The sequence below is a fragment of the Pseudomonas putida genome (assembly GCF_050990305.1).
GTDB classification, from domain to species: domain Bacteria; phylum Pseudomonadota; class Gammaproteobacteria; order Pseudomonadales; family Pseudomonadaceae; genus Aquipseudomonas; species Aquipseudomonas putida_AH.
Window position 1 is genome coordinate 3,360,542 of the sequence record NZ_CP158817.1, and the last position, 26,520, is coordinate 3,387,061.

Genomic DNA, 26,520 nt, shown 5'->3' on the forward strand with positions numbered 1-26,520 from the left:
TTCATGTCCCCGAGTATTCGCCGACAGTCCCTCATCGTGGGACTGTTGGCGATACTGCTGTTCATCGCCGGGGCCTATCAACAGGCCCCTATCAACTTCGATTCACGCTTCGTGCTGTTCGCCCAGGAAATGCTGCGGCACGGGCCTTCGTTTTTTCCCACCACTTACGGTCAGCCCTATGCTGACTACTCGTCGCTGACGACGGTATTTATCTGGTTGCTGTCCTTGCCGTTCGGTCAGGTCAACAGCCTCAGTGCCTGGCTGCCGAGCGCCATCGCCGGAGCCGTTATTGTCACCTTGATGTATCGAGTGCTGGCGCCCTTCTCCACGCGCTGGGCACTGATCAGCGTCGCCCTGATGTTGCTGACCAACACCTTCATCTCCGAAACCCGTGGCGTGTCCCAGGACTTGATGCTCGCAGCGGTGGCGTTTGCGGTGTTCTACCTGGGTTATGCCAGCGATCATTTCGCGGCGAAACGCCGGTGGCCGTTGATCTTTGCCTTGCTGGTGCTGGGCTTCGGCATTCGCGGGCCGATCGGACTGGTGATCCCCACCGGCATGCTGTGCAGTTACTTGTTGCTCAATCGTGACTGGAAACGCCTGATTGGATTCGGCCTCGCGGCGTCGATGCTGCTGGTCGTGTGCGTTGGCGTTTTGCTGTGGCTGGCCAAAGCCAGCGGCGGCGCGCCATTCATGCAGGACGTGATTCGCATGCAGTTCATGGGACGCATGGATGGCAGCGAAGGCGCCAGCGGTGCGCTGTTCTACTTCACCAGTGCCATGGGCAACTACGCCCTGGCCTACCCCTTGGCGCTACTGGCGCTGCTCGCAGTCTGGCTGAGCCCTTCACGCCAGGCACTGCCGTCGCTGCGCCTGGTGCAGTATTGCGCGGCAGCCGGGCTGATCGTGATGCTCGGGCTGTCGATCCCCGAAGCGAAAAAGGCCCGTTACCTGCTACCGATGTTGCCCATGGCGGCGATCATCGCCGCCTACCCGTTTGCGGTGGCTCAGGGTCGGTGGTTTGCGTGGCTGCGTGCCTTGATGCAAGGGGTGTGGCTGTTGATACCCGCCGCGTTGATGGCCGTTGTACTGGTTGTACGGCAACACTTTACCGATGAAGTGACGCATGTCACTGCGTTGATGACCCTGCTCGGACTGTTGCAGGCCGCCTCCCTGGCCATCTTTTTTCGCCCGCAATGGCGAGTACAGACGCTGGCCATCAACGCGGTATTGGCAATCTGGTCATTCTACATCCTGATGTTTGAGCCACTCGAACGACAGCTCTATGACACCCGCACGTTCAGCCAGTCGGTGTTCGCTCTGGTGCAACAAGACCCTGCCCCGCTGGTACTGCACCGGATGGGCAAAGACGCCAAGGCCATCAAGTTCATGGTCAATATCGAGCAAGACCTGCAACCGGTTTTCACCGAGTCGCCCCAGGCACTGCAAACCCTGGCCCCGCCTGCTTGGTTGCTGATGGACATGAACGACTACAAAACCCTGCAAGGTTCGCCCTTGGGCGCATTGCAGCCAGTATTGAGCGGCCAGTTCGATAAAAACGAGTTCGTGCTGTTGCACCTGAAACCGTAAGCTACTGTCCTGAAGCAGCGGTCACTGATCGCTTTCTGAATAAGGACATTTCCCCGCCGTGGCCACTTACTCGCTCGTTATTCGAAGATTGCTGATCTGCTCGCTGACGATCGTCGTCAGCCGCGCCATCACCAGCCCCATGCTCACATTGTTTCTAAGTAACAAGCTTGGCCTCGATCAACAGGACATAGGCTTGCTGCTGGGCATCGCACTGTTTATCGCTACCCTGCTCGCGCTCTATGGCGGCTACATCATCGACCGCTTCGAAAAGCGCCGCCTGCTGATCCTGACAATGCTGTCCAGTGCAATCGGACTGGTGTTGCTGACCTTTGCCAAGAACCTCTACCTGACCACCACTATCCTGGTGGTGACCGAAACCGCCTCGGCGCTGTTTCTTATCGGCTCCAAAGCGATCCTCAGCGAAAACCTGCCGGTGGGCCAACGCGCCAAGGCGTTTTCGCTGACCTACACCCTGACCAACATCGGCTATGCCGTCGGGCCGATGCTCGGCGTAGTGATTGCCGGCGTCTATCCGGTCGCGCCGTTCCTGATTGCCGGCGCCATTGCGTTCTTCAGCATTTTTTTGATGACAGGCATCACCAGGGAGCCCGCGCTGACGCCGGCAGTGGGTCAGGCCCAAAGCTTCCTGAAAACATTGATGACGCTGAAAAACGACCGCACCCTGATCATTTTTACCCTCGGCTGCCTGCTCATTACCGTGGTGCACGGCCGCTTCACCTTTTACCTGTCGCAATACCTGCTGGTCACCAGCGACGACCAGAACACGCTGAAGGTCATGGCCGCCCTGCTCGCCTGCAACGCAATCAGTGTGATCCTGCTGCAGTACCAGGTCGGGCGTTTTCTCAAGCGCGAACATTTGCGCTACTGGATCGCCGCAGGCACCGGCCTGTTCATCCTCGGAATGATCGGCTTCAGCCTGGCCAACAGCGTGCTCAGTTGGTGCGTGGCAATGTTCATTTTCACCCTCGGGGAGATGATCATTTATCCGGCTGAGTTCCTCTTCATCGACACCCTGGCCCCGGAAGAACTGCGCGGCAGTTACTACGGGGCGCAGAATCTGGCGGCATTGGGTGGCGCCCTGAGCCCGGTGATCTGTGGCTTCCTGTTGATGCACACAGCGGCACCGACGATGTTCTATGCCTTGAGCGCACTTGCTGCAGTGGGCGGCACCCTGTGTTTCATGAGTGGTCGACGCGCAGCTTTACCTCAGAATTAATGAACTGAAGCTTCATTAATATGAATTTGTCAGCACCAGAAAGGATCGGCAAACTGTCGCCGTTCCTCCCCCAATTGTTGGAACAACTTCAAGGGCTTTCTGGGTATCCCCGGCAAGCCTTTTTTTTTCCTCAAGTTTTTGTCAAGGATACGGTTCACATCATGCTCGCTCGCTGGTTGCCCGCCGCCATCAACACCCGCCCCACCGAATGGAGTCGCGCCGCCATCGGCATGGCCTTCGGAACCCTGCTCAGTGTCTGGTTATGCAGTCTGGTGTTCGGCATCGAAGTGGCTCAGCATCTGATCGGTCCACTTGGCGCGTCCGCGGTGTTGCTGTTTGCGGTGTCTTCCGGTGCACTGGCGCAACCCTGGTCGATTGTCGGCGGTTACCTGTGTGCCGGGGTGATAGCCCTGCTGGTGGCCCATGTGCTGGGCCGTACGCTGGGCAGCGCCTGCCTGGCGGCGGGTATGGCGGTGATCCTGATGTGCTGGCTGCGTTGCCTGCATCCCCCGGCCGGCGCGGTCGCGGCGACGATGGTGCTGGCGGACCCTGCAACGATCAACATGGACTGGATGGCCCTGGGACCTTTGATGCTCAGCGCCTTTGTCATGCTGCTCAGCGCCTTGGCCTACAACAACCTGACCCGCATTCGTTACCCCAAGCGCCCCAGCGAGCCAGTGCCCATGGTGCCTGCCGATCACTCGCCTATCGACAGTCAGGCGATCACCGCCGAGGACCTGAAACTGGCCCTGGCCGACATGGAAGCCTTTATCGATGTCACCCCTGAAGACCTGGAGCAGTTGATTCACACCAGTGAGTTGCATGCCAAGCGTCGCAGTATTGGTGAGGTCCTGAGCCGTACCAGCGCCTGACTTCTCGCATTGCTCTGCTTTTGCCCTTGTAGGAGCACGGCTTGCCCGCGAAGGCGATCTAAGGTACGCCATCGCAGGCAAGCCGTGCTCCTACAAAAGCAAAAAGCAAAAGCCAGTTCGATTGCAAAAATGCAGACAGACCCTGCACATATCCCCGTTGTACATCACAAATTTGCACTGTTACGATCCTGCAACGCTCGCGCGCGAGCTTTTCTATAAAGAACAATAAAAGCAGGGAGTTAGTGATGACTGCTCAGGTTTCTTCACCGGGGACCACGTCCATGGATGCCACGCAAAATGAAGTGCTGGCCGAGGTTCGCAACCACATCGGTCACCTGACCCTCAACCGCCCCGCCGGCCTCAATGCCCTGACCCTGGACATGGTGCGCAACCTGCAACGCCAGCTCGATGCCTGGGCGGTCGACGCCAATGTGCATGCCGTCGTGCTGCGCGGTGCCGGGGAAAAAGCCTTCTGTGCCGGCGGCGACATTCGCTCGCTGCACGACAGCTTCAAAAGCGGCGACACGCTGCACGAAGATTTCTTCGTCGAGGAGTACGCCCTCGACCTCGCCATTCACCATTACCGCAAACCTGTGCTGGCCTTGATGGACGGCTTTGTCCTGGGCGGCGGCATGGGTTTGGTGCAAGGCGCCGACTTGCGGGTGGTCACCGAAAAGAGCCGCCTGGCCATGCCGGAAGTCGGCATCGGCTATTTTCCGGACGTTGGCGGCAGTTACTTCCTGCCGCGCATTCCCGGTGAACTGGGGATCTACCTGGGCGTCAGTGGCGTGCAGATCCGCGCCGCCGACGCCCTGTATTGCGGCCTGGCCGACTGGTATCTGGACAGCAGCAAGCTGGCAACCCTGGACGAAAAACTCGATCAACTGGAGTGGAACGACAACCCGCTCAAGGACCTGCAAAACCTGCTGGCCAAACACGCGGTGCAGCAACTGCCCGATGCCCCCCTCAAAGCGCTACGCCCGGCCATCGACCACTTCTTCGCCCTGCCGGATGTGCCGAGTATTGTTGAGCAATTGCGCGAAGTGACGGTCGCTGACAGCCATGAGTGGGCCACGTCCACCGCTGACCTGCTGCAAACGCGCTCGCCGCTCGCCATGGCTGTGACCCTGGAAATGCTGCGACGCGGTCGGCACCTGAGCCTTGAGCACTGCTTCGCCCTTGAGCTGCACCTGGACCGCCAGTGGTTCGAGCGTGGCGACCTGATCGAAGGCGTGCGCGCCTTGCTGATCGACAAAGACAAGAACCCGCGCTGGAACCCGCCCACACTGCAGGCGCTCGACGCCGAACACGTGGCGAGTTTCTTCAACGGGTTTGATCAAAGCGAGAGCTGAGCCATGCACGATATCGAATTGAGCGAAGAGCAAGTCATGATCCGCGACATGGCCCGGGACTTTGCCCGTGGCGAAATCGCACCCCACGCCCAGGCTTGGGAAAAGGCCGGCTGGATCGACGATGCGCTGGTGGCGAAGATGGGCGAACTGGGCCTGCTAGGCATGGTGGTGCCCGAGGAATGGGGCGGCACCTACGTCGACTACGTGGCCTATGCCCTGGCCGTGGAAGAAATCTCCGCTGGCGACGGCGCCACCGGCGCACTGATGAGCATCCACAACTCTGTGGGCTGCGGGCCGGTGCTCAACTACGGCACTGAAGAACAGAAACAGACCTGGCTGGCGGACCTTGCCAGCGGCCAGGCCATCGGCTGTTTTTGCCTGACCGAACCCCAGGCTGGCTCCGAAGCGCACAACCTGCGCACCCGCGCCGAACTGCGCGATGGCCAATGGGTAATCAACGGCGCCAAGCAGTTTGTCAGCAACGGCAAACGGGCAAAACTGGCGATCGTGTTTGCCGTGACCGATCCGGACCTGGGCAAGCGCGGCATCTCGGCATTCCTGGTGCCCACCAGCACCCCCGGCTTCACCGTAGACCGCAGCGAACACAAGATGGGCATCCGTGCCTCCGATACCTGCGCGGTCACCTTGAGCAACTGCACCATCCCTGAAGACAACCTGCTGGGTGAACGTGGCAAAGGCCTGGCCATCGCCCTGTCCAACCTCGAAGGCGGCCGCATCGGCATCGCCGCCCAGGCCTTGGGCATCGCCCGTGCAGCGTTTGAAGCGGCTTTGGCCTATGCCCGTGATCGCGTGCAGTTCGACAAGCCCATCATCGAACACCAGAGCATCGCCAACCTGCTGGCAGACATGCACATGCAACTCAACGCCGCACGGCTGATGATCCTGCATGCCGCGCGTTTGCGCAGCGCCGGCAAGCCGTGCCTGTCGGAAGCGTCGCAGGCCAAGCTGTTTGCGTCGGAAATGGCCGAGAAAGTCTGTTCGTCAGCGATACAGATTCATGGTGGGTATGGGTATCTGGAGGATTACCCGGTGGAGCGTTACTACCGGGATGCGCGGATCACGCAGATTTATGAAGGGTCGAGCGAGATTCAACGGATGGTGATTGCCCGGGAACTGAAAAATTATCTGGTGTAAGCCCTGTAGGAGCGAGCTCGCTCGCGAAGGTGGTTAACGATAACGCGGGGCGCCTGAATCTACTCGGCGCCCCTGGTTTTTTTCGCGAGCAGGCTCGCTCCCACAGTTGATCTCTGGTGCTAATGAGATCCCTTGTGGGAGCGAGCCTGCTCGCGAAGACGTCAGCAAAAACGCTATATCACTTCCCTTGGAATTCAGCCTCACGTTTGGCAATAAACGCCGCCATCCCTTCCTTCTGATCCTGCGTCGCAAATGCCGCATGGAACACTCGGCGCTCGAAGCGCACACCTTCGGACAGGCTGACTTCGAAAGCACGGTTGACGCTTTCCTTGACCATCATCGCAATCGGCAAGGACTTCTTGGCAATCAGCGCCGCGACTTTCAGTGCTTCATCGAGCAACTCATCGCTCGGCACGATACGCGCCACGATCCCGCAACGCTCCGCTTCCTCGGCACCGATCAGGCGACCGCTCAGGCACATTTCCATGGCCTTGGCTTTGCCCACGGCGCGGGTCAGGCGCTGAGTGCCGCCCATGCCGGGCAACACGCCGAGGTTGATTTCCGGTTGGCCGAATTTGGCGTTATCGCCGGCCAGAATGAAGTCGCACATCAGCGCCAATTCACAACCGCCGCCCAAGGCGAAACCGTTGACTGCGGCAATGATCGGCTTGCGGCGGTTGGCCACGCGATCGCTGTCGCTGAACAGGTCGTCGATGTAGATCTGCGGATAGGTCAGCTCGGCCATTTCCTTGATATCGGCGCCGGCGGCGAAGGCTTTTTTCGAGCCGGTCAGCACGATGCAACCGATGTTCGGGTCTTTTTCCAGGCCATCGAGAGCGTGGTTCACCTCGCTGACGATCTGCGCGTTCAACGCGTTCAGCGCCTGCGGACGGTTCAGGGTGATCAGGCCCACGCGATCGTGGATTTCCAGCAAAATCGTTTCGTAGCTCATAAATAACTCCTGCTCAGCATTCGATCCCTGTAGGAGCTGCCGCAGGCTGCGATCTTTTGACGTTGAAAATCAAAAGATCGCAGCCTGCGGCAGCTCCTACAGGGGTTCCATATTAGAGATTGCGCGAAATGACCATGCGCTGAATGTCGCTGGTGCCTTCGTAGATCTGGCACACCCGCACGTCGCGGTAGATCCGCTCCAACGGGAAGTCGTTGAGATAACCGTAACCACCGAGCGTTTGCAAGGCCGAGGAACAGACCTTCTCGGCCATTTCCGAAGCGAACAGCTTGGCCATCGAGGCTTCAACCAGCGCCGGTTTACCGCTGTCACGCAGGGCGGCGGCGTAATGCACCATTTGCCGGGCCACCGCGATCTGGGTCGCCATGTCCGCCAGGCGGAACGCGACGGCTTGATGCTCGATGATAGGCTTGCCGAAACTCTCACGCTCGCGGGCGTAATCGCGGGCCGCTTCGAACGCGGCGCGGGCCATGCCCACCGATTGCGAGGCGATTCCGACACGGCCACCTTCAAGGTTGGCCAGGGCGATCTTGTAGCCTTCGCCCTCTTCGCCCAAACGGTTGGCCACCGGGACTTTCACGTCTTCGAACAGGATCTGGCACGTGTCGGACGCATGCTGGCCAAGTTTGTCTTCAACTCGGGCCACCTTGTAGCCGGGCGAGTCGGTTGGCACGATCAGCGCGGTGATGCCGCGTTTTCCTGCGCTTGGATCAGTGACGGCGAACACAATCACCACCCCGGCGTTCTGCCCCGAGGTGATGAACTGCTTGCAGCCGTTGAGCACGTAGTGATCGCCCTCGAGGCGCGCGCGGGTTTTCAGGCCGCTGGCGTCGGAACCGGCCTGGGGTTCAGTCAGGGCAAAGGCACCGAGCATCGCGCCGCTGGCCAGGGGCTTGAGGAAACGTTCCTTCTGGTCGTCGTTGCCATAGTTGAGGATCGGCACGCAACCGACCGAGTTGTGCACGCTCATGATGGTCGAGCAGGCGCCGTCGCCGGCGGCGATTTCTTCCAGGGCCATGGCGTAAGCCAGATAACCGGTGTCGCAACCGCCCCACTGCTCCGGCACCAACATGCCGAAGAAGCCTAACTCGGCCATCTCGCCGATGGCTTCCTTGGGAAAGCGGTGCTCACGGTCCCATTCGGCGGCGAACGGCTTCAGCCGTTCCTGGGCAAATTGCCGGGCGGCGTCGCTGATCTGTTGTTGTTCGTCATTGGGGATCATGACCAGTCCTTAATATACAAATGCCCCCTGTAGGAGCTGCCGCAGGCTGCGATCTTTTGATTTTGCATTTTAAGATCAAAAGATCGCAGCCTGCGGCAGCTCCTACAGGGATCGCGTAGTTAGTAGAGGCATTCCACGGCCATCGCCGTCGCTTCGCCACCGCCGATGCAAATTGCCGCCACGCCGCGCTTCAAGCCTTTCTGGCGCAGGGCCGAAAGCAAGGTCACGAGAATCCGCGCACCAGAGGCGCCAATCGGGTGGCCCAGGGCGCAGGCACCACCATGCACATTGAGTTTCTCGTGGGGGATTTCCAGTTGGGTCATCGCGGCCATGCCGACCACGGCGAAGGCTTCGTTGACTTCCACCAGATCGACCTGGTCCAACGACCAGCCGGTTTTCTTCATCAGCTTCTTGATCGCGCCAATCGGTGCCACCGGGAACAGGCCCGGGGTGTCGGCAAAGGCGGCATGACCGTGAATCACCGCCAGCGGCTTGAGACCACGCTTGTCCGCTTCGGAACGGCGCATCAGTACCAGTGCCGCCGCGCCGTCGGAGATCGAACTGGAGTTCGCCGCCGTGACGGTGCCGCCCTCGCGGAACGCCGGTTTCAGTGAGGCGATCTTGTCCAGCTTGGCTTTCGGTGGTTGTTCGTCGTTGCTGATCACCACCTGTTCCTTGCCGACAGTCACGGTCAGCGGGACGATCTCGTCCTTGAAGCTGCCGTCCTTGATCGCCTGCTGGGCGCGGGTGGTCGAGGCGATGGCGAACGCATCCTGGGCTTCGCGGCTGAAACCGTGGGTTTCGGCGCAGTCTTCGGCGAAAGTGCCCATCAGTCGGCCTTTGTCGTAGGCGTCTTCCAGGCCGTCGAGGAACATCGAGTCAAGAACCCGGCCATGGCCCATGCGATAACCGGCACGGGCGCGGTCCAGCAGATACGGCGCGTTGGACATGCTTTCCATGCCGCCAGCGATCACCACCTCGGCGCTGCCGGCCAATAGCATGTCATGGGCCAGGATGGTGGTTTCCATGCCGGAACCGCACATCTTGTTCACCGTGGTGCAGCGCGTCGATTTGTCCAGCCCGGCGCCCAGCGCGGCCTGACGAGCCGGTGCCTGGCCAAGTCCTGCGGGCAGTACGCAACCGAACAGCACTTCATCGACAGCATCCGGCGTAACTCCGGCGCGCTCGACAGCAGCCTTGATCGCGGCGGCACCGAGTTGCGGCGCAGTCAGGCTTTTCAGGTCGCCCTGAAAACCACCCATTGGAGTGCGAACGGCGCTGACGATTACGATTGGATCGTTGCTGATAGTCATGACAAATCCTCCTTACTTGGCGGCCATGCGCAGGGCACCGTCGAGACGGATCACCTCGCCGTTGAGCATGCTGTTTTCAATGATATGCCGGACCAGCGACGCGTACTCGGCCGGTTTGCCCAGACGCGGCGGGAATGGCACACCGGCGGCCAGGGAGTCGCGGACTTCCGGGGTCATGCCGGCCATCATCGGTGTTTCGAAAATGCCCGGGGCGATGGTCATCACGCGGATGCCGAAGCGCGCCAGCTCGCGGGCGGCCGGCAGGGTCAGGCTGACGATGGCACCCTTGGACGCCGCGTAGGCCGCCTGGCCGATCTGGCCGTCATAGGCCGCTGCCGACGCGGTGTTGATGATCACGCCGCGCTCGCCACCAGCATCCGCTTCGGTTTCGGCTATCGCCTGTGATGCCAGGCGCAGCATGTTGAAGCTGCCGATCAAGTTGACGTTGATCACCTGGCTGAAGCTTGTCAGCGTGTGCGGACCGTTCTTGCCGAGGATCTTCTCGCCGCGCACGATGCCAGCGCAATTGACCAGACCATTCAAGCCACCGAACGCATTGACCGTGGCTTGAACCGCCGCTTCTGCCGCGGTTTCGTTGCTGATATCGGCGACAACGCTTTGCACACCAAGGCGCTCGGCCTGGGCCGCAACGGCCTCGGCATTCATGTCCACCAGCATGACTTTGGCGCCAGCGCCTACCAGCATTTCAGCCGTGGCCGCACCCAGTCCGGAAGCACCGCCGGTGACGAGAAAAACCTTGTTTGCGATTTGCATGATTGTTTCCTTGGATTCAAGCTGAAACGTTCTTCGCCGCAGCCTCTTGAGCCTTGGCGATTTCCTGGTTGCGCAAGATAAAGCGCTGCAATTTGCCGCTCGGGGTTTTCGGCAACTCGCTGACAAATTCGATTTCTCGAGGGTAAGAGTGCGCCGCCAGGCGCTTGCGCACATGCTGGCGCAGCTCCTCGGCCAACTCTGGCGCGGCGCGGTATTGCGGGCTGAGCACGACGAAAGCCTTGACCAGCTCGGTACGCTCCGGATCGGGCTTGCCAACCACCGCCGCTTCAACCACGGCCGGGTGTTCGATCAAGGCGCTTTCCACGTCGAATGGGCCGACGCGGTAGCCGGAGGTGGTGATCACATCATCGCTGCGCCCGACGAAGCTGATGCTGCCGTCCGGGTTCCACTCCACGGTGTCGCCGCTCAGGTAGTAGTGGCCGACGAAGGCTTTGGTCGGTGCACCTTCGTAGCCAGCGAACCAGCACATCGGCGACTGGCTGCGGTCGATGGCCAGGATGCCCGGCTGGCCGACGCCCAGCTCCTTGTACTGATCGTCCAGCACCACGATGCGGTGGCCCGGCGAGGCAAAACCGGCGGCGCCCAAGTGGATCGGGTGATCCAGGCCGTGGTGGTTGCACAGCACCATGCCCAGTTCGGTCTGGCCGTAATGGTCATTGATCACCACGCCCAGGTTGTCGGCAAACCAGCGAATCACTTCCGGGTTCAGCGGTTCGCCGGCGCTGCTGACGATACGCAGCTTGCCTTTGATCGAGCGGGCGAATTCGTCGCCACCGGCAATCAGCAAGCGGTAGGCCGTCGGCGAACCGGTGAGGTTGGTGATTCCGTATTTGTTGATCACCCGGCAGGTGCTTTCGAGGGTGAACGGGCCATCGTAGAAGGTGATCGGATGCCCCATGGCCATCGGACCTGTAACACCGAAATAGATGCCATAGGCCCAGCCCGGATCGGCGACGTTCCAGAACGCGTCTTCCGGACGCAAATCCACCGCATCGCGGGTGTAGCTTTCAAAGGCCACGATGGCCTTGAGCGGCACTGACAGTGCTTTGGACGGGCCGGTGGTGCCCGAGGTGAACATCAGCAGGAACGGGTCTTCGCCGGTGAGCATCACCGGCTCGCACACGTTGGAATAATTGGCCAGTTCGGCCCAGAAGCTGTAATCGCCCCGAACGATGCCCTGCCCCTTGGGTCCACCAACGGTGACGATGGTCGGGCAATCGGGAACTTCGGCGAGTTTGGAACGGTTGCCTGCGTCGGTGACCACCACTTTGGCACCCGAACTGCCCAGGCGATGCTCGATGGCTTTTGGGCCGAAGGCGGTAAACAAAGGTTGATACACCGCGCCGATGCGCCAGGTGGCGAACACGGTGATCAGCAATTCGATGTTACGGGGCAAGAGGCCCGCAACCTTGTCGCCTTTCTTGACACCTTGGGCCAGGAGGAAATTGGCGAAACGCGCCGCCTTGTCTTGCAGGTCGCTGAAGGTGTAGGTCGCACTGGAGCCGTCGCGGCCTTCCCAGAACAGCGCGATGCGCCCTGGCAAGGCATGCCGATCGCAACACTCGACACAGGCGTTGAGGGCAGTCAGATCGCCTGCGAGTGCGGCGTCGACGGTGTGCTGATAGTTGAACTGTGAAACGGCAGACAAGTAATCGCGCATTGCCAGAATCCCTCTATGTTTTTATTAGGTTGGGGGAACCTTATCCAACATAGAAATACTCGCTCTGCGCGGGGAGCGGGGCAATGGTCAAAGTACTCAAGTTGCTTGACTGGTTTGGCCAAGGCTTAGGGATATGGCGCTGGTACTGACGCCATCGCGGGCAAGCCTCGCTCCTACGGGATGCGTGGTGTTTTCGTAGGAGCGAGGCTTGCCCGCGAAGACGTCAGTCGCCACAACGAAAATCCCGGATCAGGTGGCTTCGTTGAGAATCAAGCTGCGGTAATGCCCCGGGTTGGACCCCGACCACTTGCGAAAGGCTTTGTAGAACGAGCTCGCATCGGCAAACCCCAACCGGGTGGCAATTTCGGCGAAGCTGATGCTCGGTTCGGCCAGCCACACTATCGCCAATTCCTTGCGCACGCTGTCCTTGAGCCCCTGATACGTCTGCCCTTCCTCGGACAATCGCCGCCGCAGGGTCGAGGCGGACATGCACAGGCGTTGCGCCAGGGCGTCGGTTTCCGGCCATTGTTCGGCAGGCAGTTGCCGCAGGTCATGCTTGATCCGGCTAGCCAGGCTTTGCGGATCGCGATACTTCACCAGAATGTTCGCTGGCGCCTGGGCCAGGAACCGCTGAAGCTCTTGCGCCGTGCGCTTGATCGGCAGGTCCAGGCAATCGGCGGCGAAGATCATCCGCGTGCGTGGCCGATCGAACCGCAGGTTCTCGGAAAACATCACCTGATAGTCATCGCAGAAATCCGGCTGCGGGCAACGTAACTCGATGGCCAGGATCGGAATCCGCCGCCCGGCCAACCAGCAGGCCACGCCGTGAACGATCATCCAATAAGTGAAATAAGTGAAGGCGCGACGCGGTGCGTGCTCGTCTTCCAACAGCACGATTTCCGCCAGGCTTTGCTGGTGCACCAGTTCGGCGGGCATGCACTCGAGCATCAACGACAGAAAACCCAGGCCACTGGTCAACCCCGCCGCCAGGCTGGGCTGGACCATGGCGCAGCGACAGAGAAACTCAAGGCTGCCGGATTTAAGCTTGCGTGGGTCCATGCCAAAAAATTCGTCGTCGCCACGCCGCGCCAGCAAGCGCCACAACCGCGCATAGGCGGTGGCCGGCACCCGTGCGCCATTGCTGAGCAGCAGAGACGGATCGATGCCAACTTTGTTCAACACCTCATCGGTGGAGGCACCTGGGGCACAACTCTGCAACAGCGCTTCGCGTACCAGTTGAATGGAGATGGTGTCTTTTTCCGACATTGCGCGAGGTGGGCCTGTTGATTGAGTGGTAGGCATATTAGCGTGATTCCGTAGGAGCGAGGCTTGCCCGCGAAGAACGATCTCGCGGTTTCACGGAAAAACCGAGTTTTCTGCTTCGCGGGCAAGCCTCGCTCCTACGGGGGCGCGGCGATCTTTTGATCTGTTCAGCTTAGGTTCAGGTAAATGTCAATGATTGCCATTTGGGAATGAGTGTCATTATGTTACAACTTTGCACCCTATCTATTCGTGACACGGTGCCGAATGCTCGTTCCTTTCCTGATCATGCTGCGCGAAGGCATCGAGGCGGCGTTGATCGTCGGCATCATCGCCAGTTACCTCAAACAGACCGGTCGCGGTCAGTGGATGCCTGCTGTATGGATCGGCGTGTTCCTCGCCGCCGCCCTCGCCCTGCTGGTCGGTGGTGGCCTGGAACTGGTCAGCGCCGAGTTTCCGCAGAAACAACAGGAACTGTTTGAAGGCATGGTCGGCCTGGTGGCCGTTGGCATCCTCAGTTCCATGGTGTTCTGGATGCGCAAGGTGGCGCGCTCGATCAAACATTCGCTGCACGAGTCCCTCGATCAGGCGCTGACCGGTTCCCGACATCAGGTGATTGCCCTGATCGCCATGGTGTTTTTCGCCGTGGCTCGGGAAGGCCTGGAAACAGTGTTTTTCCTGCTGGCGGTGTTCCAACAGAGCGAAGGCCCGGCAGCACCGATCGGCGCCCTGCTCGGCCTGATCCTGGCAATCATCGTCGGCTTCCTGATCTACAGCGGCAGCATGCGCCTGAACCTCGGTGCGTTTTTCCGCTGGACCGGCCTGTTCATCCTGGTGGTCGCCGCCGGCATCCTCGCCAACTCAGTGCAGGCGCTGCATGAAGCCGGGGTCTGGAATCACCTGCAAACCGTGCTCTTCGACATCAGCGCCACGCTGCCGATGGATGGCCCGCTGGGCTCGGTGCTGGCCGGAATGTTCGGTTATCAGGATGCGCCGACCGTCAGCACCCTGGGTGCGTACGCGATCTATTTGCTGGTGGCGCTGGTGATGTTCTTCCTGCCAACACCTAGCCCCTGTAGGAGCGAGCACGCTCGCGATGGTCGTCAACGATAACGCGTGAAACCAGGCGCCCTGCGGTGCCTGTGCATTCATCGCGAGCAGGCGCGCTCCTACAGGGTTAGGGGCCTGCACATTCCAATTTCCAATCAGTAAGGGCTCCCATGCCAAATCCAGCCCCTCCCCAGGCTTCCCCTCCCCGCGCCTTGCGCCGGGCGGTGGCCGGTTCGGTGATCGTGATGATCGCCGCCGGCGGCCTGTTCTACTACGCCTCGAAAATGGCGGCGTCCAGGCGCCAGGCCAACCACGACGAGGTGATCGTGAACATTCATCCGCATAGCTGCGAGCCCAACGCCCTGACAGTGCCCGCCGGGCGCGCCAGCTTTCGCATCGTCAACCGCTCCGACCGCGCCGTGGAATGGGAAATCCTCGATGGCGTGCTGGTGGTCGAAGAGCGAGAAAACATCGCACCGGGCCTGAGCCAGGTGATCAACGCCAACCTGTTGCCCGGCGACTACACGATTACCTGCGGCCTGCTGAGTAACCCGCGCGGCACCCTGCACGTCACGCCGACGGCGGCCTCGGACGCGGCAGCCAAAGCCAGGCCCTCGATGGTCGCCTTCGTCGGCCCATTGTCGGAGTTTCGCGTTTACCTGAGTAGCCAGGGCACGGCGCTGATCAAGGCCGTTGCTGCACTCGATCAAGCCATCGAAGCCGGTGATTTGAGCCAGGCACAAACCCTGTATTTGCCAGCCCGCGCGGCTTACCAGCGACTGGCCCCTGCGGCACAACGCCTGGCCGAACTGGACAACGTCATCAACGCGCGCGCCGATTACTTCGAAAAACGCGAACAGGACCCGGCCTTCGTCGGCTTCCATCGCCTCGAGTACGCACTGTTCCAGCAACGCAACCTCGATGACCTGGCACCGGTCGCCCAGCGCCTGCTCACGGACGTCACCACCCTCAAGCAACAGCTGTTGGCGCAATCACTGCCACCCGAGCAACTGGTGAGCAGCGTGGTGCGCAACCTCAACAGTCTCGCCGATGTTCGTGCCAGCAACGGCGAAGAAGAACGCTACAGCCACAGTGACCTCAACGGTTTTGCCGGCAACCTCGACGCCGCGCACAAGGTCGTCGAGTTGCTGCGCCCACTGCTGGCCAAATCCGCCGCCGACCTGCTGCCGACACTCGACATGGCCCTGAGCGATTTCGACACCGAACTCAACGGTTTCAAGGTCGACAACGGTTACGCCAGCTACGACAGCGTCAGCGCCCAACAGCGTCAGCAGATCGCCGACAAGGCCAAGGCATTGGCCGCCGCACTCGATGGTATCGATCCCGCCCTTGGCCTTTCCGGCCTTTAAGCAGAAGACGAGTTTCAGATGAACGATTCAAAGCCATTCAACCTCCAGCGTCGCCGGGTACTGATGGGTATGGGCGCCGCCGGTGTCGCACTGGCAGGCTCGACGCTGAGCTGCCCGGCCATGGCCTCGAGCCCCGCGCAGGTCGCCGAGGCCCCCAGCAGCGACCGTACCGAAGACCGCCACGACTTCCACGGCAAGCACCAGAGCGGCATCGTCACCCCGCGCCCGGCGTCGGGCATGCTGGTGTCATTCGATGTGCTGGCGAGCGACCGAGACGACCTTGAGCGGCTGTTGCGCACACTTAACGAGCGCATCGCGTTTCTGATGAAGGGCGGCCCGGTGACCCAGGTCGACCCAAAACTGCCGCCGGTGGATTCGGGGATTCTCGGCCCGGTGGTGACCCCGGATAACCTAACCATCACTGTATCGGTGGGTGAATCGCTGTTCGACGAGCGTTTCGGCCTGGCGGACGTCAAACCCAAGCGCCTGAGCCGCATGGTCGGTTTCCCCAACGATGCGCTGGAAGCTGATTGCTGCCACGGCGACCTGAGCCTGCAGTTCTGCGCCAACACCGCCGACACCAACATCCACGCCCTGCGCGACATCGTGAAAAACCTTCCGGACCTGCTGTTGGTGCGCTGGAAACAGGAAGGCAGCGTGCCGCCCCAGGCCCCGGCGAAACCCGGCAAGCCTGCGCAGAGTGCACGCAACTTCCTGGGCTTCCGTGACGGTTCGGCTAACCCTGACTCCAACGATGGCAACGCCATGGACCGCATCGTCTGGGTCCAGCCGGGCAGCGACGAACCGTCATGGACCGCAGGCGGCAGCTATCAAGCGGTGCGGATCATCCGCAACTTCGTCGAACGCTGGGATCGCACGCCCTTGCAGGAACAGCAAAGCATTCTCGGCCGGGTCAAAAGCAGTGGTGCCCCCATGGGCGGCAGCCATGAGACCGAAGTGCCCGACTACGCCAAAGATCCCGAAGGCAAGCTGACCAAGCTCGACGCCCACATCCGCCTGGCCAACCCGCGTACCGCCGCGACCCAGGCCAATCTGATCCTGCGCCGGCCGTTCAACTACTCCAACGGCGTAAACAAGAACGGCCAGTTGGACATGGGCCTGCTGTTCATCTGCTACCAGGCCGACCTGGAAAAAGGCTTCATCACCGTGCAGACCCGACTCAACGGCGAACCGCTGGAGGAATACCTCAAGCCGGTCGGCGGCGGGTACTTCTTCACCTTGCCCGGTGTCACAGGCGACCAGGATTTCATCGGTCGCTCGCTACTCAGCGCTGCTCAACCCAAAACAACAACTTGATCCCCCACGGAGCCCTTTCATGAAAAAGTCGCCACTGGCAATAATCCTGACCCTAGGCTTGCTCAACACCCCACTTTCAGCGTTCGCGGCAACGGCGCCGCTAGAGCTTGTGCAACCGATTTCCGATTATAAGATTTACGTCACCGAGCAACTGGATGAACTGGCCAGCCACACCCAGCAATTCACTGACGCCGTGAAAAAAGGTGACTTGGCCATGGCGAAAAAGCTCTATGCGCCGACGCGGGTTTACTACGAGTCCATCGAGCCGATTGCCGAACTGTTCAGTGACCTGGATGCCTCCATCGACTCCAGGGTCGATGACCACGAAAAAGGCGTGAAGGCTGAAGAATTCACCGGGTTCCACCGCATCGAATACTCACTGTTCTCGGAAAACAGCACCCAGGGTCTCGGCGAACTGGCGGACGGTCTGGATAAGGACGTCAAGGACCTGCAAACCCGCGTCGCCGGCCTGACCTTCCCGCCTGAGAAAGTCGTCGGCGGTGCTGCTGCTCTGCTCGAAGAAGTGGCGGCCACCAAGATTTCCGGTGAAGAAGATCGCTATAGCCATACCGACCTGTATGACTTCCAGGGCAACATCGATGGCGCGAAGAAAATCGTCGACCTGTTCCGCCCGCAGATCGAGAAGCAGGACGCCGCCTTTGTCGCCAAGGTCGACAAGAACTTCGCCACGGTGAACAAGATCCTGGCCAAGTACAAAACCCGCGATGGCGGTTTCGAGACTTACGACAAAGTGAAGGAAAACGACCGCAAGGCGCTGGTTGGACCGGTCAATACCCTCGCAGAAGACTTGTCGACCCTACGCGCAAAGCTCGGCTTGAACTGACTCAGGTCCCTGTAGGAGCGAGCACGCTCGCGATGAACGAAAGCACACCGCGGGCACACAGATAGCACGCGTTTATCTTCACGGCCTTCGCGAGCAAGCTCGCTCCTACAGTTTTCACAAGGGCAAGACCTTTGATTTATCCAGCGCTCGCCCGATAGGATAACCGTCGGTATCCAGGACGTACCATTTGTTGTCTATCTGAGTAGCCAAGGTTTCCGTGCCGTTCACTCGGCCCAATGAAGTGGTGACCGAACGCGGCAATCGAGTGGACGCCCCATTCACCATCCCGCCAAAGAAACCCCTTAGCCGGTCCACGCATGCCTGCAAATGACTGGTGCCCGCCTGAGTCAAGGTAAATACGCCACTTGTCAGAACTTTGCGCAATGAGCCAATGGCCCTTCCCCCTCCGACGATCAGATCTGGCAGACCATCCAGCGGGTTGATCATTGAGATAACGGTGGTGCCGGTAACCTTGACAGCTTCAAAAGCCTTGATACTGACAGGTACGACCGAGTTTAAAGTCTTGGAAATCTTGGCCGCTCCGCCTGCCAAAGCGCTTAAACCTGAAACGAGGTCCGTGAAACACCCGAAGGCGCCGTTGATGAACCGCATCCGATCTTCGGATTGCAAGTCATCCGTACAACCCACAAAAGGGATCAGTTTCACCAGGAAATTTTCCACCTTTTCCCAGTAGGCACGGTTTTCATCGGCTGTCGTTTGCCCTCTCGCTTTTTTAAACAGAAAATCCCGCTCTCCCTGCAGGTAGTTTCCATTGATGATACGGTCGACGATATTCCCTGTTTTGCTCGAACTGTAGCTATCCGGGACAAAAGCAGATTGCCCGCTCCCGTTCGCCGTCGTACCGGGTAGCGCGCCTCCCAACGGTTCAATGATCAGTTTGTTAGATTGGGCACCCGCGGCCGGTGCAGTTCCCTGAGAATAGGCTGAGAAATCAAAAGGCAGTTGTGTACCTCGCTGTACATCCACGTTGACGGTGGATCCCTTACTGACTCGCGCCTTTTCTATTCTTGTTACGCCTTCAAGCGGCAAGTCGTCCGGCAAATCCGTACGCTCGATGATCAACATGCGACCGGGAAAGAACTCAAAATATCTGACTTTCTGCTGGTACTCACAGCGCAACAACGTGCCGTACCGGCCACGGAACGCCGCTTGCATCGTCGCTGTTTCATCTTCTTTGGGTTTGCCGGTTTCTTCACGCAAGGTAAAGAGTTTCACTTCGCCCTGTTCAAGGCACTGGCGAGTTTCGAGTGGCAAAGCCGCTATCAACGATTGGGTTGTGACAACGAAGCCGCTTTTTCGCGCATTGAAAAAACGGTCTACCGAACTCGTGAGCAGGTCGTTCAATACCGGCAACACCCTCACAGCCCGATCAAATAATGCTTGCTCTATCGGCGTGCTGGTGACTACCCAGTTCCGTGTAAACAAATCACCGTCCATGTAAGCCTCGACGAGCGTTTTCTCCACCGTACTGATAGGCGTAAACCTATCGAGCGGTGTGAACACGTTGGCCTTGATTTTTATGTCGTCCACGGTCTCCGTGGTGAGGAAAGAGAAGATTTTCCCAAGTTCCCTGACCGCGATTTCCTTGCGCGTCTCCAATCGGGTTTTAAACCCGTCAATCGCTTGGGAAAGCTCTGCTCGTTGTGATGCAAATCTGTTGGCTGCGAGCAAATAGTCCGCCGGGGAATAGAGCGCGTCCGCGCGTTGATGAACGACACCGTTCATGACGCCCCAGGCCACCAAAATATCAGCGGCGGCGGTCTTGAACAGCAGCTGTTGCTCTGGCGTGGTGGGGATCAGCAGGGCCAGCGCCATCAACTGTTCATTGTCCATGACCCGCGAGCAGCCTGGCTCCTGAATTTCGGCGATAGCGGTGCCCAGGCGCAGTGCCATCCAGTTCGCAGTGCCCATCTGGAGTCCTTTGTCAGTATCGCGCGTCAGGAATTCGGGTGCCGCGTCGGCCAGGAACACATGCGCAATCAGCGGCGCCGCCCGGGCACTGACACCCTTGTTGTCCACCAGGTGACGTTCAATTTCCGCGCGCACGGCGGCCAGATCCCGCCCCAGGTTCTTAGGCTGGTAAACGTCATACCCGGCGACAGTGCCTGGCCTACCGGGTACGTCGGGGTCCACTTTGACTTTGATCGCTGCCAGCAACAGTTTCTGATAGTGCTCGGGTAACGCCGTTTGACCTGCTCCATACCAGTCCAGCGTATTGAGCAGTTCGTGCCCCCAGGCAACGGCCTGGTCTTTTTCAAACATCGCTTCCAGCAATTGATCGACGTGAGTGCGACGGTATTCAACGGACGTATCGCCCAGCAGGTCGGCGCCCAATGCATCGATAATCGAGCTGGCATCGTTGAAAAAACCCGCCTGCAGATTAATGATTTTGGCTCGGTCTTCGGGCGTCAGGCTGATGATGGATTGAGCATCCCCAAGCAGATCAGCGCCGTAGTCGCCCAATGGCGGTGCACCCGGCAATGTTGTATTGAGCCAATGCATGACGTTACGTACCTCACCCGCTGTTTTGGGTGAGCCGAAACCTCGGTAATTGATCACCTGCTGCAAGTCCATGGATAACGTTGAATACAGGGTATTCCCCGTTTCCTTGACTGCTTGCAGCAACTGAGCAAATGGGATGCTCAACGAACTTTCAGCGCTGACCAGCGCCGTCAAGTCGTACCATTGCATCGAACGTTGGACCTGGATTTTGTTATCACTGATCCGTACCGGCGAGTTGGAACAATCGATACTCAGCCCCTCACAAATTTCAAGCATCCTCGGCAACGTTAGAAACTTGTTCAAAACTTCAACTTTTTCCGCGCACTTATCCGCCAGCGGCAAATAGTTGGCGCTTCGGGTATACCGCCCCGACAACAAAAGAGGCGCGTCGTCTGGCAAGTTTTCCACCGCCATTTTCAACTCATACCCCAATTGGGCACGCCCCTTCGTCTCAGCGATCAGCGTCGTAACTTCATTACATTCCTGATCGATCACCGCCTTGTCATCAGAAGTGAATGGCGGCCACCCTTCTTTTTTCAGACGATCAGCCAACGTGCCGGCTTCCTTATCGCTGGTGGGAGGCACGACCTTGAAAAAATCCAGGATCACGGCACACGGAATGAGGTTCTGATTGTCGTCCACGAACGGCAGACCAAAATTGCCAGGATCGAGCACTTGCCTCGCAGCGAGTACGGATGTGGAAACCCTCCACCACCCCGAGTCATCCCATAGGCTGAATGTTTGGGTACTGCTCACCCCGTCACGGATGACCGTTCCTGAAACTGAGTCTCGATAGATGCTCAATGTATCGAGCACCAATCCTTTGGACTCGAACCAGGCAAGCACGGCAGGATCATTCAGGGTCTGCCGCAAAAGCGCCAGCGGCCGGTTCATGGAACTGTCTTCAGGGACAGACAGAGGCCTGTCCTGACTCGCCTCCAACCGTTCCTGCACACGGGTTTGCAGGTTTTGATCAGCCTGCTGCGTGATCTGCGCATCACTGAGTGCCTCCGGCACCCAGAGTGAGCTGTCGTCGGCGGGGTCCTTTTGATCGGAGCTGGCGGCGATCTCCTCCGTCTCGATATAGGTATTTCCATTCTCGTCGACTTCCAGTCTGGAAAACTGCAAGTGGGCGTAGTGATTTCGGGGCTCGAAGATACGCTCGTCGACCAGCTCGGCGTCCGAGCGATACGACTGGATTGAACCCAATTCATCAACAATCATTTCTGGTTGCCTGGGGGGCGCTTCCGTTGCGAAGTGCGCCTGTGGGTGCATCGCTGCTTGACCGAACCATCGTTTGTAAAACTCGTTCACAGCGGCGTAAATCGCAATCAGCGCTGCCGTAGCAGTGGCATATGGATGCTGCTCGACGGCGATGGTCGCAATCTTCCATGTCGCCACGCCAGCGGACGTCAGGTAACCGGCGGTGGCCTGCAGCCAATGTGCGAGCCCGGCGCGCAAGGTCTCCAGGGAATCGGCCTGAAGTTGCTCCACGGTATCGACGTAGGGATTACCGACTGAACCGTAAGAAGAGGATGGAGCAGATGCAAATGGTGTTTTAATTTGCGCCTGCATCAGCTGTTCCTTGATCTCTTTGTACGGCTTGCCGAGATCGTCGAACTTCACGGCTGCAACGGGACTCCAGCCGGTTACACCCTGTACGGTTCGGGTAAAGAATTCATCGATCGCAAGCACCAACGGTTCAAGTTGCGCGAAAGGGTTGATGGAAACCGATGCGGGCTTCTGCGGTTCAGGGGGCAATGGTGACGTCTGCGCCTTGGGAGGTTTGGGACTGTTGGGACGCAAACTGCTGGCAATACCCGATGCCTCATGGGCGATGTACCCGGCATACAACAACCGAGCCGCCAAACCGTTCGGCATACGCGGTCCATTGATGTGGACATGCGTGTAGTAATCGCCCTTGCGTTCGATTTCCTCAAGCGTCTGCATCAATGAAAAGTCGTTTTCGCTGTCGGTTACCTTGTCCTCGTTTGCCTGTGGCCTGGGAGCGGTACGAAAGGCGAAACTTGCCATCGATGCCGTACTGACAAGGGGGGTGATGACTGAATTCGCCCCTTTATAAAGCGCCTGTCCCAGGTCTTTGGCGGTCAAGGCACCCAGCGAATTCAGTGCAGAGTTTGTATGCTTAACGACGCGTTGCATGCCTGTCTGCACCCAGGCGGGATCAATCCACTCTTTGAATTCGTCCAGCAATGTCGGAGTCGGCTTGAGCCTGATGCTCTGCCAGAGACCTTCGACTGCACGCTTGTGCCGCTCCGGAAACCGTTCTCCGCGAGGTTCATTCAAGCGCTGTAGAAATTCGCCCAGCAGGAATTTTATTTCTTCAGGAGATCGCCGGTCCTTTGCGCAGTCTTCCAGTTTCATCAGCGTGCTGTTCAGTCGCCCCTCGACCCAGGGCCTGATGGAGGATCGGCAATCCTTGACCACCGCTTGCAGCTCCTGCCATTGCACATCCGTCAACAATTCATCATTGGCAATTTTCCCGTCGCGTTGCAGGCGTGACAGCGCCAATTGCGATTGGATGAACCCTGCGACGCTGTTGCTTGTGTTACCTGGAGAGAAACTCAGGCGCTCACCGAACGCATTGGCCCATTCGCCGGGAGGCAGTTTACAGAGCGCTTCCACCATTTCGCGCAGTTGCCCCGTCGTCCATTCCCCCAGGGGCCTGATTGAACGCATCACCGCGTCGACGAACAGATCTGCCGACGCCCTGCCCAAGGGCCGTTGAAAAAAACCGGTATCCAGCGCGTAGAGAAACTCTTCTTCTAAAATCTGATGGGTGCTCAGGTACGTCTCTACAAACGTGCAGGTCTCATTGAAAGACTGCTGATCCTTGATAACGTCCCATGGGGTTTCGATACCCCCACCACAGTAAGCAGGAAAAACGATCCCGCCTTTTTCCACAGCAGGCCCCGTCGCCCCGTGTCGAGCGTGATTGTCAGGGAGTTTCGGGGACCGCTGCCCTTGATGGGTAGTCAATACCTGGGCAGATAGGCGTGTGTGAAAAAGGGGCGTACTGGAGGGATTGGAGCTTGTCGGGATATGAGTGGCGTTGATCGGGCGTGAGTTGAGCATTGCGCGCTTCCTTGCGGCACTGAGTTCGCCACAACGTTAGCTGGCTCGTCGTCAGCACACTACAAGAAAACGCTCAGAGTCAGCTCCCCTTTTGAGGCGCTCGATACAGGATTGAAGGTTCGTTGATGCTCACAGAATGCGGTACAGCAACCGTTCGATCCGGACTCGACTCACGCGCTTGAGAAACTTGGCCACCCCCGCCGGGTATTCAGGCAGTGTTTCCAGGTCCTGATAACGCTGAATGCGCGTGGTGTGCTGGAAAATCTCTTTCAGTTCCTTGCCACGCGGCTCAAGCAATTCGCCTTTGGGATCATCGATCAGCAAGGCGTTTTCCAGATCCAGGCGGAACGCTCGCGGATTGAGGTTGTTGCCGGTCAGCAAGGTGTAGCGCTTGTCGATCCACATGCCCTTGAGGTGGTAGGTGTGGTCGGCATCCTTCCACAGGTGCAGGTTCAGTTGACCGCTGTCGATGTTGCGCTGATGGCGCTTGGCGAAACGACGCAGGCTGATTTCATAGAGATACGGCAGCGCCGAGATCACCTTGAATGGCTCGCTGGGCGGGATATAGAAGTCGTTGGCGGTCTTGTCGCCGACCACGATGTCGATTTTCACGCCACGGGCCAGTGCCCGATTGATCTCACGGATAATCGCCAGCGGCAGGTTGAAATACGGCGTGCAGATGGTCAGTTGCTGTTGGGCGCTGGCGATCAATTCGCAGATCGCCCGGTTCAGCGGGTTGTTCTTGCCAACGCCGAGCAATGGGCTGACCGACAGGCCACTTTTTTCCGTGGTGCCTTGGGTGGTGTCGTACGTGGCATGCTTGAGGCGGCTGCGCAGATCGCCAATGTCGTTGCGCAGGCTGCGGGTGGTCGGCAGGTTCGGCAGATCGAGGCGGTGTACTGCTTTGGAGGCCACCAGACCATGTTGAACGAGGTGATGCATGGAGTCAGCCAAGGCCTGGTTACGTAGCAGGTGATAGCGGTCGTAGCGGTACTTGTCGAACTTGTGCAGGTAGACGTTGTTCAGGCTCGCGCCGCTGTAGATCACGCAGTCATCGATGACGAAGCCCTTCAGATGCAGTACGCCGAACAACTCACGGGTCTGCACCGGTACGCCATACACCGGTACCACACTTTCGTGGGTGCGGGTCATTTCCTGATACCAGGCCGAGTTGCCTGGCTGTTTACCGGCACCGATCAAGCCGCGCTGGGCGCGCAGCCAGTCGACGACCACCACCACGTCCAGGTGTGGACGCGCCAGTTTGGCCGCGTGCAAGGCATCGAGGATTTCCTGGCCGGCCTCATCCTGTTGCAGATACAGGGCAACGATATAGATGCGTTGGGTGGCGCTGGCAATTTTCTCCAGCAGGCTACGACGGAACTCGGCAGCGCCAGAGAGGATGGTGACGGCATCGGCGGTCAGCGGAAAACTGCGCAATTTGGGCAGCAGGGAGCGTTTGAAAAGCAACGGCATAGGGCTCGCAATCGGGTCGAATCCAGAGAGTTTGAGAGCTTACACCATGGATGGGTTCGGGTCTTCCCGATGGATTGATGGATGAACGCATTCTCATGTAGGAGCTGCCGCAGGCTGCGATCTTTTGATCTTGTTTTTAAAATCAAAAGATCGCAGCCTGCGGCAGCTCCTACAGGGCCATTTATCAGGAGCGTGAAATATTATTTGCCAATGGAGAACGATCGTTCTACTGTTGGCCGCATGAACGAATTAAACAACAATGGCACACGCGACATCATTCTGGATGTCACCGAAAAGTTGATCTACAAAAGTGGCATCGCCGCCACGGGCATGGATCTTCTGGTGAAAACCGCCGGCGTCTCCAGAAAAAGCATCTACCGCTACTTCGCCAACAAGGAGGAGCTCACCGTCGCGGCCCTGCAACGGCGGGACCAGCGCTGGATGCACTGGTACACAAGTGCGGTGAATCAGGCACAAAGCCCGGCCGAGCGCCTGCTTAACCTGTTTTCCGTGCTCAAGACCTGGTTCGATTCCGAAGGTTTTCGCGGCTGCGCCTTCATCAATACCAGTGGCGAAACCGGCGACCCGCAAGATCCGGTTCGGCTGGTCGCCAAGGACCACAAACAGAAACTGCTCGACTACTTGTGCGAGCTGTGCACTGAACAGGGCGCCGAAGATCCGCAGTTGCTGGCCAAACAGCTGCTGATCCTGATTGACGGTGCCATTACCGTGGCGCTTGTAATGGGTGATCACAGTGCCGCCGATAATGCGCAATGCATGGCGCGTAAATTATTGGACCTGTAATAGCTTAATCAAGCCCGACAACTAGCTTGATCGTTAATTTTACGGAGATCTGAAATGTCAAACGCCGAAGTTCGTCCGCCATTGCCGCCCTTCACCCGTGAATCGGCCATCGAAAAAGTTCGCCTGGCCGAAGATGGCTGGAACTCACGCGATCCGCAGCGCGTGTCGCTGGCCTACACCCTGGACACCAAATGGCGCAACCGTGCGGAGTTCGCTAACAACCGAGAAGAGGCCAAGGCCTTCCTGACCCGCAAATGGGCCAAGGAACTGGATTATCGCTTGATCAAGGAACTCTGGGCGTTCACCGACAACCGGATCGCCGTGCGTTATGCCTATGAATGGCACGACGATTCGGGCAATTGGTTCCGTTCCTACGGCAACGAGAACTGGGAATTCGACGAGAATGGCTTGATGGCCAATCGTTTTGCCAGCATCAACGACCTGCCGATCAAGGAAAGCGAGCGCAAATACCGTTGGCCGCTGGGCCGGCGCCCCGACGATCATCCGGGCCTGTCGGACCTTGGCCTGTAAACACCGTTGAACCGTAGGAGCTGCCGCAGGCTGCGATCTCTTGATCTTGAAAGTCAAAAGATCGCAGCCTGCGGCAGCTCCTACAC

At 59.0% G+C, this 26,520-nt stretch carries 19 protein-coding genes; 11 read left to right on the top strand and 8 right to left on the bottom strand.

Features of this window, described 5'->3' with window-relative positions; translation table 11 throughout:
• Positions 1-3 precede the first annotated feature (3 nt).
• From ABTV22_RS15125 to ABTV22_RS15145, 5 genes are all read left to right on the top strand, one after another.
• Positions 4-1,590, top strand: coding sequence for an ArnT family glycosyltransferase (locus ABTV22_RS15125; protein WP_433735320.1), 1,587 nt, complete (start codon positions 4-6; stop codon positions 1,588-1,590).
• 58 nt (positions 1,591-1,648) lie between these two features.
• On the top strand, positions 1,649-2,827 hold the full coding sequence (locus tag ABTV22_RS15130; RefSeq protein WP_433735321.1) for an MFS transporter: 1,179 nt from the start codon (positions 1,649-1,651) through the stop codon (positions 2,825-2,827).
• 161 nt (positions 2,828-2,988) lie between these two features.
• Positions 2,989-3,699 (top strand): HPP family protein, encoded by a 711-nt coding sequence (locus ABTV22_RS15135; protein WP_433735322.1) that lies wholly within the window; start codon positions 2,989-2,991, stop codon positions 3,697-3,699.
• Positions 3,700-3,944: 245 nt separating this feature from the next.
• The gene (locus ABTV22_RS15140) at positions 3,945-5,051 is read left to right on the top strand and encodes an enoyl-CoA hydratase/isomerase family protein (RefSeq protein ID WP_433735323.1); all 1,107 of its coding nucleotides are present in this window, start codon (positions 3,945-3,947) and stop codon (positions 5,049-5,051) included.
• Between the two features lie 3 nt (positions 5,052-5,054).
• Positions 5,055-6,206 carry an acyl-CoA dehydrogenase family protein gene (locus ABTV22_RS15145; protein ID WP_433735324.1) on the top strand — a complete coding sequence of 384 codons (1,152 nt, stop codon included), beginning with the start codon at positions 5,055-5,057 and terminating at the stop codon, positions 6,204-6,206.
• 178 nt (positions 6,207-6,384) lie between these two features.
• On the opposite strand, the gene ABTV22_RS15150 is transcribed toward ABTV22_RS15145, so the two are convergent.
• The 6 genes from ABTV22_RS15150 to ABTV22_RS15175 form a co-directional block, all read right to left on the bottom strand.
• Positions 6,385-7,158: an enoyl-CoA hydratase gene (locus ABTV22_RS15150; protein ID WP_433735325.1), complete on the bottom strand. Its 774-nt coding sequence runs from the start codon at positions 7,156-7,158 to the stop codon at positions 6,385-6,387.
• Positions 7,159-7,270: 112 nt separating this feature from the next.
• Entirely contained in the window at positions 7,271-8,398 is a 1,128-nt protein-coding gene (locus tag ABTV22_RS15155) for an acyl-CoA dehydrogenase (protein WP_433735326.1), read from the bottom strand.
• Between the two features lie 119 nt (positions 8,399-8,517).
• Positions 8,518-9,711, bottom strand: coding sequence for an acetyl-CoA C-acyltransferase (locus ABTV22_RS15160; protein ID WP_433735327.1), 1,194 nt, complete (start codon positions 9,709-9,711; stop codon positions 8,518-8,520).
• A 12-nt stretch (positions 9,712-9,723) separates the two neighbouring features.
• Entirely contained in the window at positions 9,724-10,485 is a 762-nt protein-coding gene (locus tag ABTV22_RS15165; protein ID WP_433735328.1) for an SDR family NAD(P)-dependent oxidoreductase, read from the bottom strand.
• A 16-nt stretch (positions 10,486-10,501) separates the two neighbouring features.
• The gene (locus tag ABTV22_RS15170; RefSeq protein ID WP_433735329.1) at positions 10,502-12,166 is read right to left on the bottom strand and encodes an AMP-binding protein; all 1,665 of its coding nucleotides are present in this window, start codon (positions 12,164-12,166) and stop codon (positions 10,502-10,504) included.
• Between the two features lie 249 nt (positions 12,167-12,415).
• Positions 12,416-13,432 carry an AraC family transcriptional regulator gene (locus ABTV22_RS15175; RefSeq protein WP_433735330.1) on the bottom strand — a complete coding sequence of 339 codons (1,017 nt, stop codon included), beginning with the start codon at positions 13,430-13,432 and terminating at the stop codon, positions 12,416-12,418.
• 261 nt (positions 13,433-13,693) lie between these two features.
• Here ABTV22_RS15175 and efeU point away from each other — a divergent pair, with 261 nt between their 5' ends.
• From efeU to efeO (ABTV22_RS15195), 4 genes are all read left to right on the top strand, one after another.
• A complete protein-coding gene (gene efeU / locus ABTV22_RS15180) occupies positions 13,694-14,539 on the top strand; it encodes an iron uptake transporter permease EfeU (protein WP_433735331.1) in 846 nt (281 codons plus the stop codon).
• Between the two features lie 107 nt (positions 14,540-14,646).
• Positions 14,647-15,846, top strand: coding sequence for an iron uptake system protein EfeO (gene efeO, locus ABTV22_RS15185; protein ID WP_433735332.1), 1,200 nt, complete (start codon positions 14,647-14,649; stop codon positions 15,844-15,846).
• An 18-nt stretch (positions 15,847-15,864) separates the two neighbouring features.
• The gene (gene efeB, locus ABTV22_RS15190; RefSeq protein ID WP_433735333.1) at positions 15,865-17,163 is read left to right on the top strand and encodes an iron uptake transporter deferrochelatase/peroxidase subunit; all 1,299 of its coding nucleotides are present in this window, start codon (positions 15,865-15,867) and stop codon (positions 17,161-17,163) included.
• Positions 17,164-17,182: 19 nt separating this feature from the next.
• Positions 17,183-18,007 (top strand): iron uptake system protein EfeO, encoded by an 825-nt coding sequence (efeO, locus tag ABTV22_RS15195; protein WP_433735334.1) that lies wholly within the window; start codon positions 17,183-17,185, stop codon positions 18,005-18,007.
• A gap of 114 nt (positions 18,008-18,121) precedes the next feature.
• On the opposite strand, the gene ABTV22_RS15200 is transcribed toward efeO (ABTV22_RS15195), so the two are convergent.
• Positions 18,122-23,626: a hypothetical protein gene (locus tag ABTV22_RS15200; protein ID WP_433735335.1), complete on the bottom strand. Its 5,505-nt coding sequence runs from the start codon at positions 23,624-23,626 to the stop codon at positions 18,122-18,124.
• Positions 23,627-23,755: 129 nt separating this feature from the next.
• On the bottom strand, positions 23,756-25,099 hold the full coding sequence (gene pssA / locus ABTV22_RS15205) for a CDP-diacylglycerol--serine O-phosphatidyltransferase (protein ID WP_433735336.1): 1,344 nt from the start codon (positions 25,097-25,099) through the stop codon (positions 23,756-23,758).
• A gap of 240 nt (positions 25,100-25,339) precedes the next feature.
• On the opposite strand from pssA, the gene ABTV22_RS15210 reads away from it, so the two are divergent.
• Both ABTV22_RS15210 and ABTV22_RS15215 read left to right on the top strand, forming a co-directional pair.
• The gene (locus tag ABTV22_RS15210) at positions 25,340-25,903 is read left to right on the top strand and encodes a TetR/AcrR family transcriptional regulator (RefSeq protein ID WP_433735337.1); all 564 of its coding nucleotides are present in this window, start codon (positions 25,340-25,342) and stop codon (positions 25,901-25,903) included.
• A gap of 54 nt (positions 25,904-25,957) precedes the next feature.
• Positions 25,958-26,434: a DUF1348 family protein gene (locus ABTV22_RS15215; protein ID WP_433735338.1), complete on the top strand. Its 477-nt coding sequence runs from the start codon at positions 25,958-25,960 to the stop codon at positions 26,432-26,434.
• Positions 26,435-26,520 lie beyond the last annotated feature (86 nt).

Bases quoted from the DNA above. Each gene is read 5' to 3' on its own strand.
- ABTV22_RS15125 (WP_433735320.1), top strand. From the start codon at position 4: ATGTCCCCGAGTATTCGCCGACAGTCCCTCATCGTGGGACTGTTGGCG.
- ABTV22_RS15135 (WP_433735322.1), top strand. From the start codon at position 2,989: ATGCTCGCTCGCTGGTTGCCCGCCGCCATCAACACCCGCCCCACCGAA.
- ABTV22_RS15140 (WP_433735323.1), top strand. From the start codon at position 3,945: ATGACTGCTCAGGTTTCTTCACCGGGGACCACGTCCATGGATGCCACG.
- ABTV22_RS15145 (WP_433735324.1), top strand. From the start codon at position 5,055: ATGCACGATATCGAATTGAGCGAAGAGCAAGTCATGATCCGCGACATG.
- ABTV22_RS15150 (WP_433735325.1), bottom strand. From the start codon at position 7,158: ATGAGCTACGAAACGATTTTGCTGGAAATCCACGATCGCGTGGGCCTG.
- ABTV22_RS15155 (WP_433735326.1), bottom strand. From the start codon at position 8,398: ATGATCCCCAATGACGAACAACAACAGATCAGCGACGCCGCCCGGCAA.
- ABTV22_RS15160 (WP_433735327.1), bottom strand. From the start codon at position 9,711: ATGACTATCAGCAACGATCCAATCGTAATCGTCAGCGCCGTTCGCACT.
- ABTV22_RS15165 (WP_433735328.1), bottom strand. From the start codon at position 10,485: ATGCAAATCGCAAACAAGGTTTTTCTCGTCACCGGCGGTGCTTCCGGA.
- ABTV22_RS15170 (WP_433735329.1), bottom strand. From the start codon at position 12,166: ATGCGCGATTACTTGTCTGCCGTTTCACAGTTCAACTATCAGCACACC.
- ABTV22_RS15175 (WP_433735330.1), bottom strand. From the start codon at position 13,432: ATGTCGGAAAAAGACACCATCTCCATTCAACTGGTACGCGAAGCGCTG.
- efeU (WP_433735331.1), top strand. From the start codon at position 13,694: ATGCTCGTTCCTTTCCTGATCATGCTGCGCGAAGGCATCGAGGCGGCG.
- efeO (WP_433735332.1), top strand. From the start codon at position 14,647: ATGCCAAATCCAGCCCCTCCCCAGGCTTCCCCTCCCCGCGCCTTGCGC.
- efeB (WP_433735333.1), top strand. From the start codon at position 15,865: ATGAACGATTCAAAGCCATTCAACCTCCAGCGTCGCCGGGTACTGATG.
- efeO (WP_433735334.1), top strand. From the start codon at position 17,183: ATGAAAAAGTCGCCACTGGCAATAATCCTGACCCTAGGCTTGCTCAAC.
- ABTV22_RS15200 (WP_433735335.1), bottom strand. From the start codon at position 23,626: ATGCTCAACTCACGCCCGATCAACGCCACTCATATCCCGACAAGCTCC.
- pssA (WP_433735336.1), bottom strand. From the start codon at position 25,099: ATGCCGTTGCTTTTCAAACGCTCCCTGCTGCCCAAATTGCGCAGTTTT.
- ABTV22_RS15210 (WP_433735337.1), top strand. From the start codon at position 25,340: ATGAACGAATTAAACAACAATGGCACACGCGACATCATTCTGGATGTC.
- ABTV22_RS15215 (WP_433735338.1), top strand. From the start codon at position 25,958: ATGTCAAACGCCGAAGTTCGTCCGCCATTGCCGCCCTTCACCCGTGAA.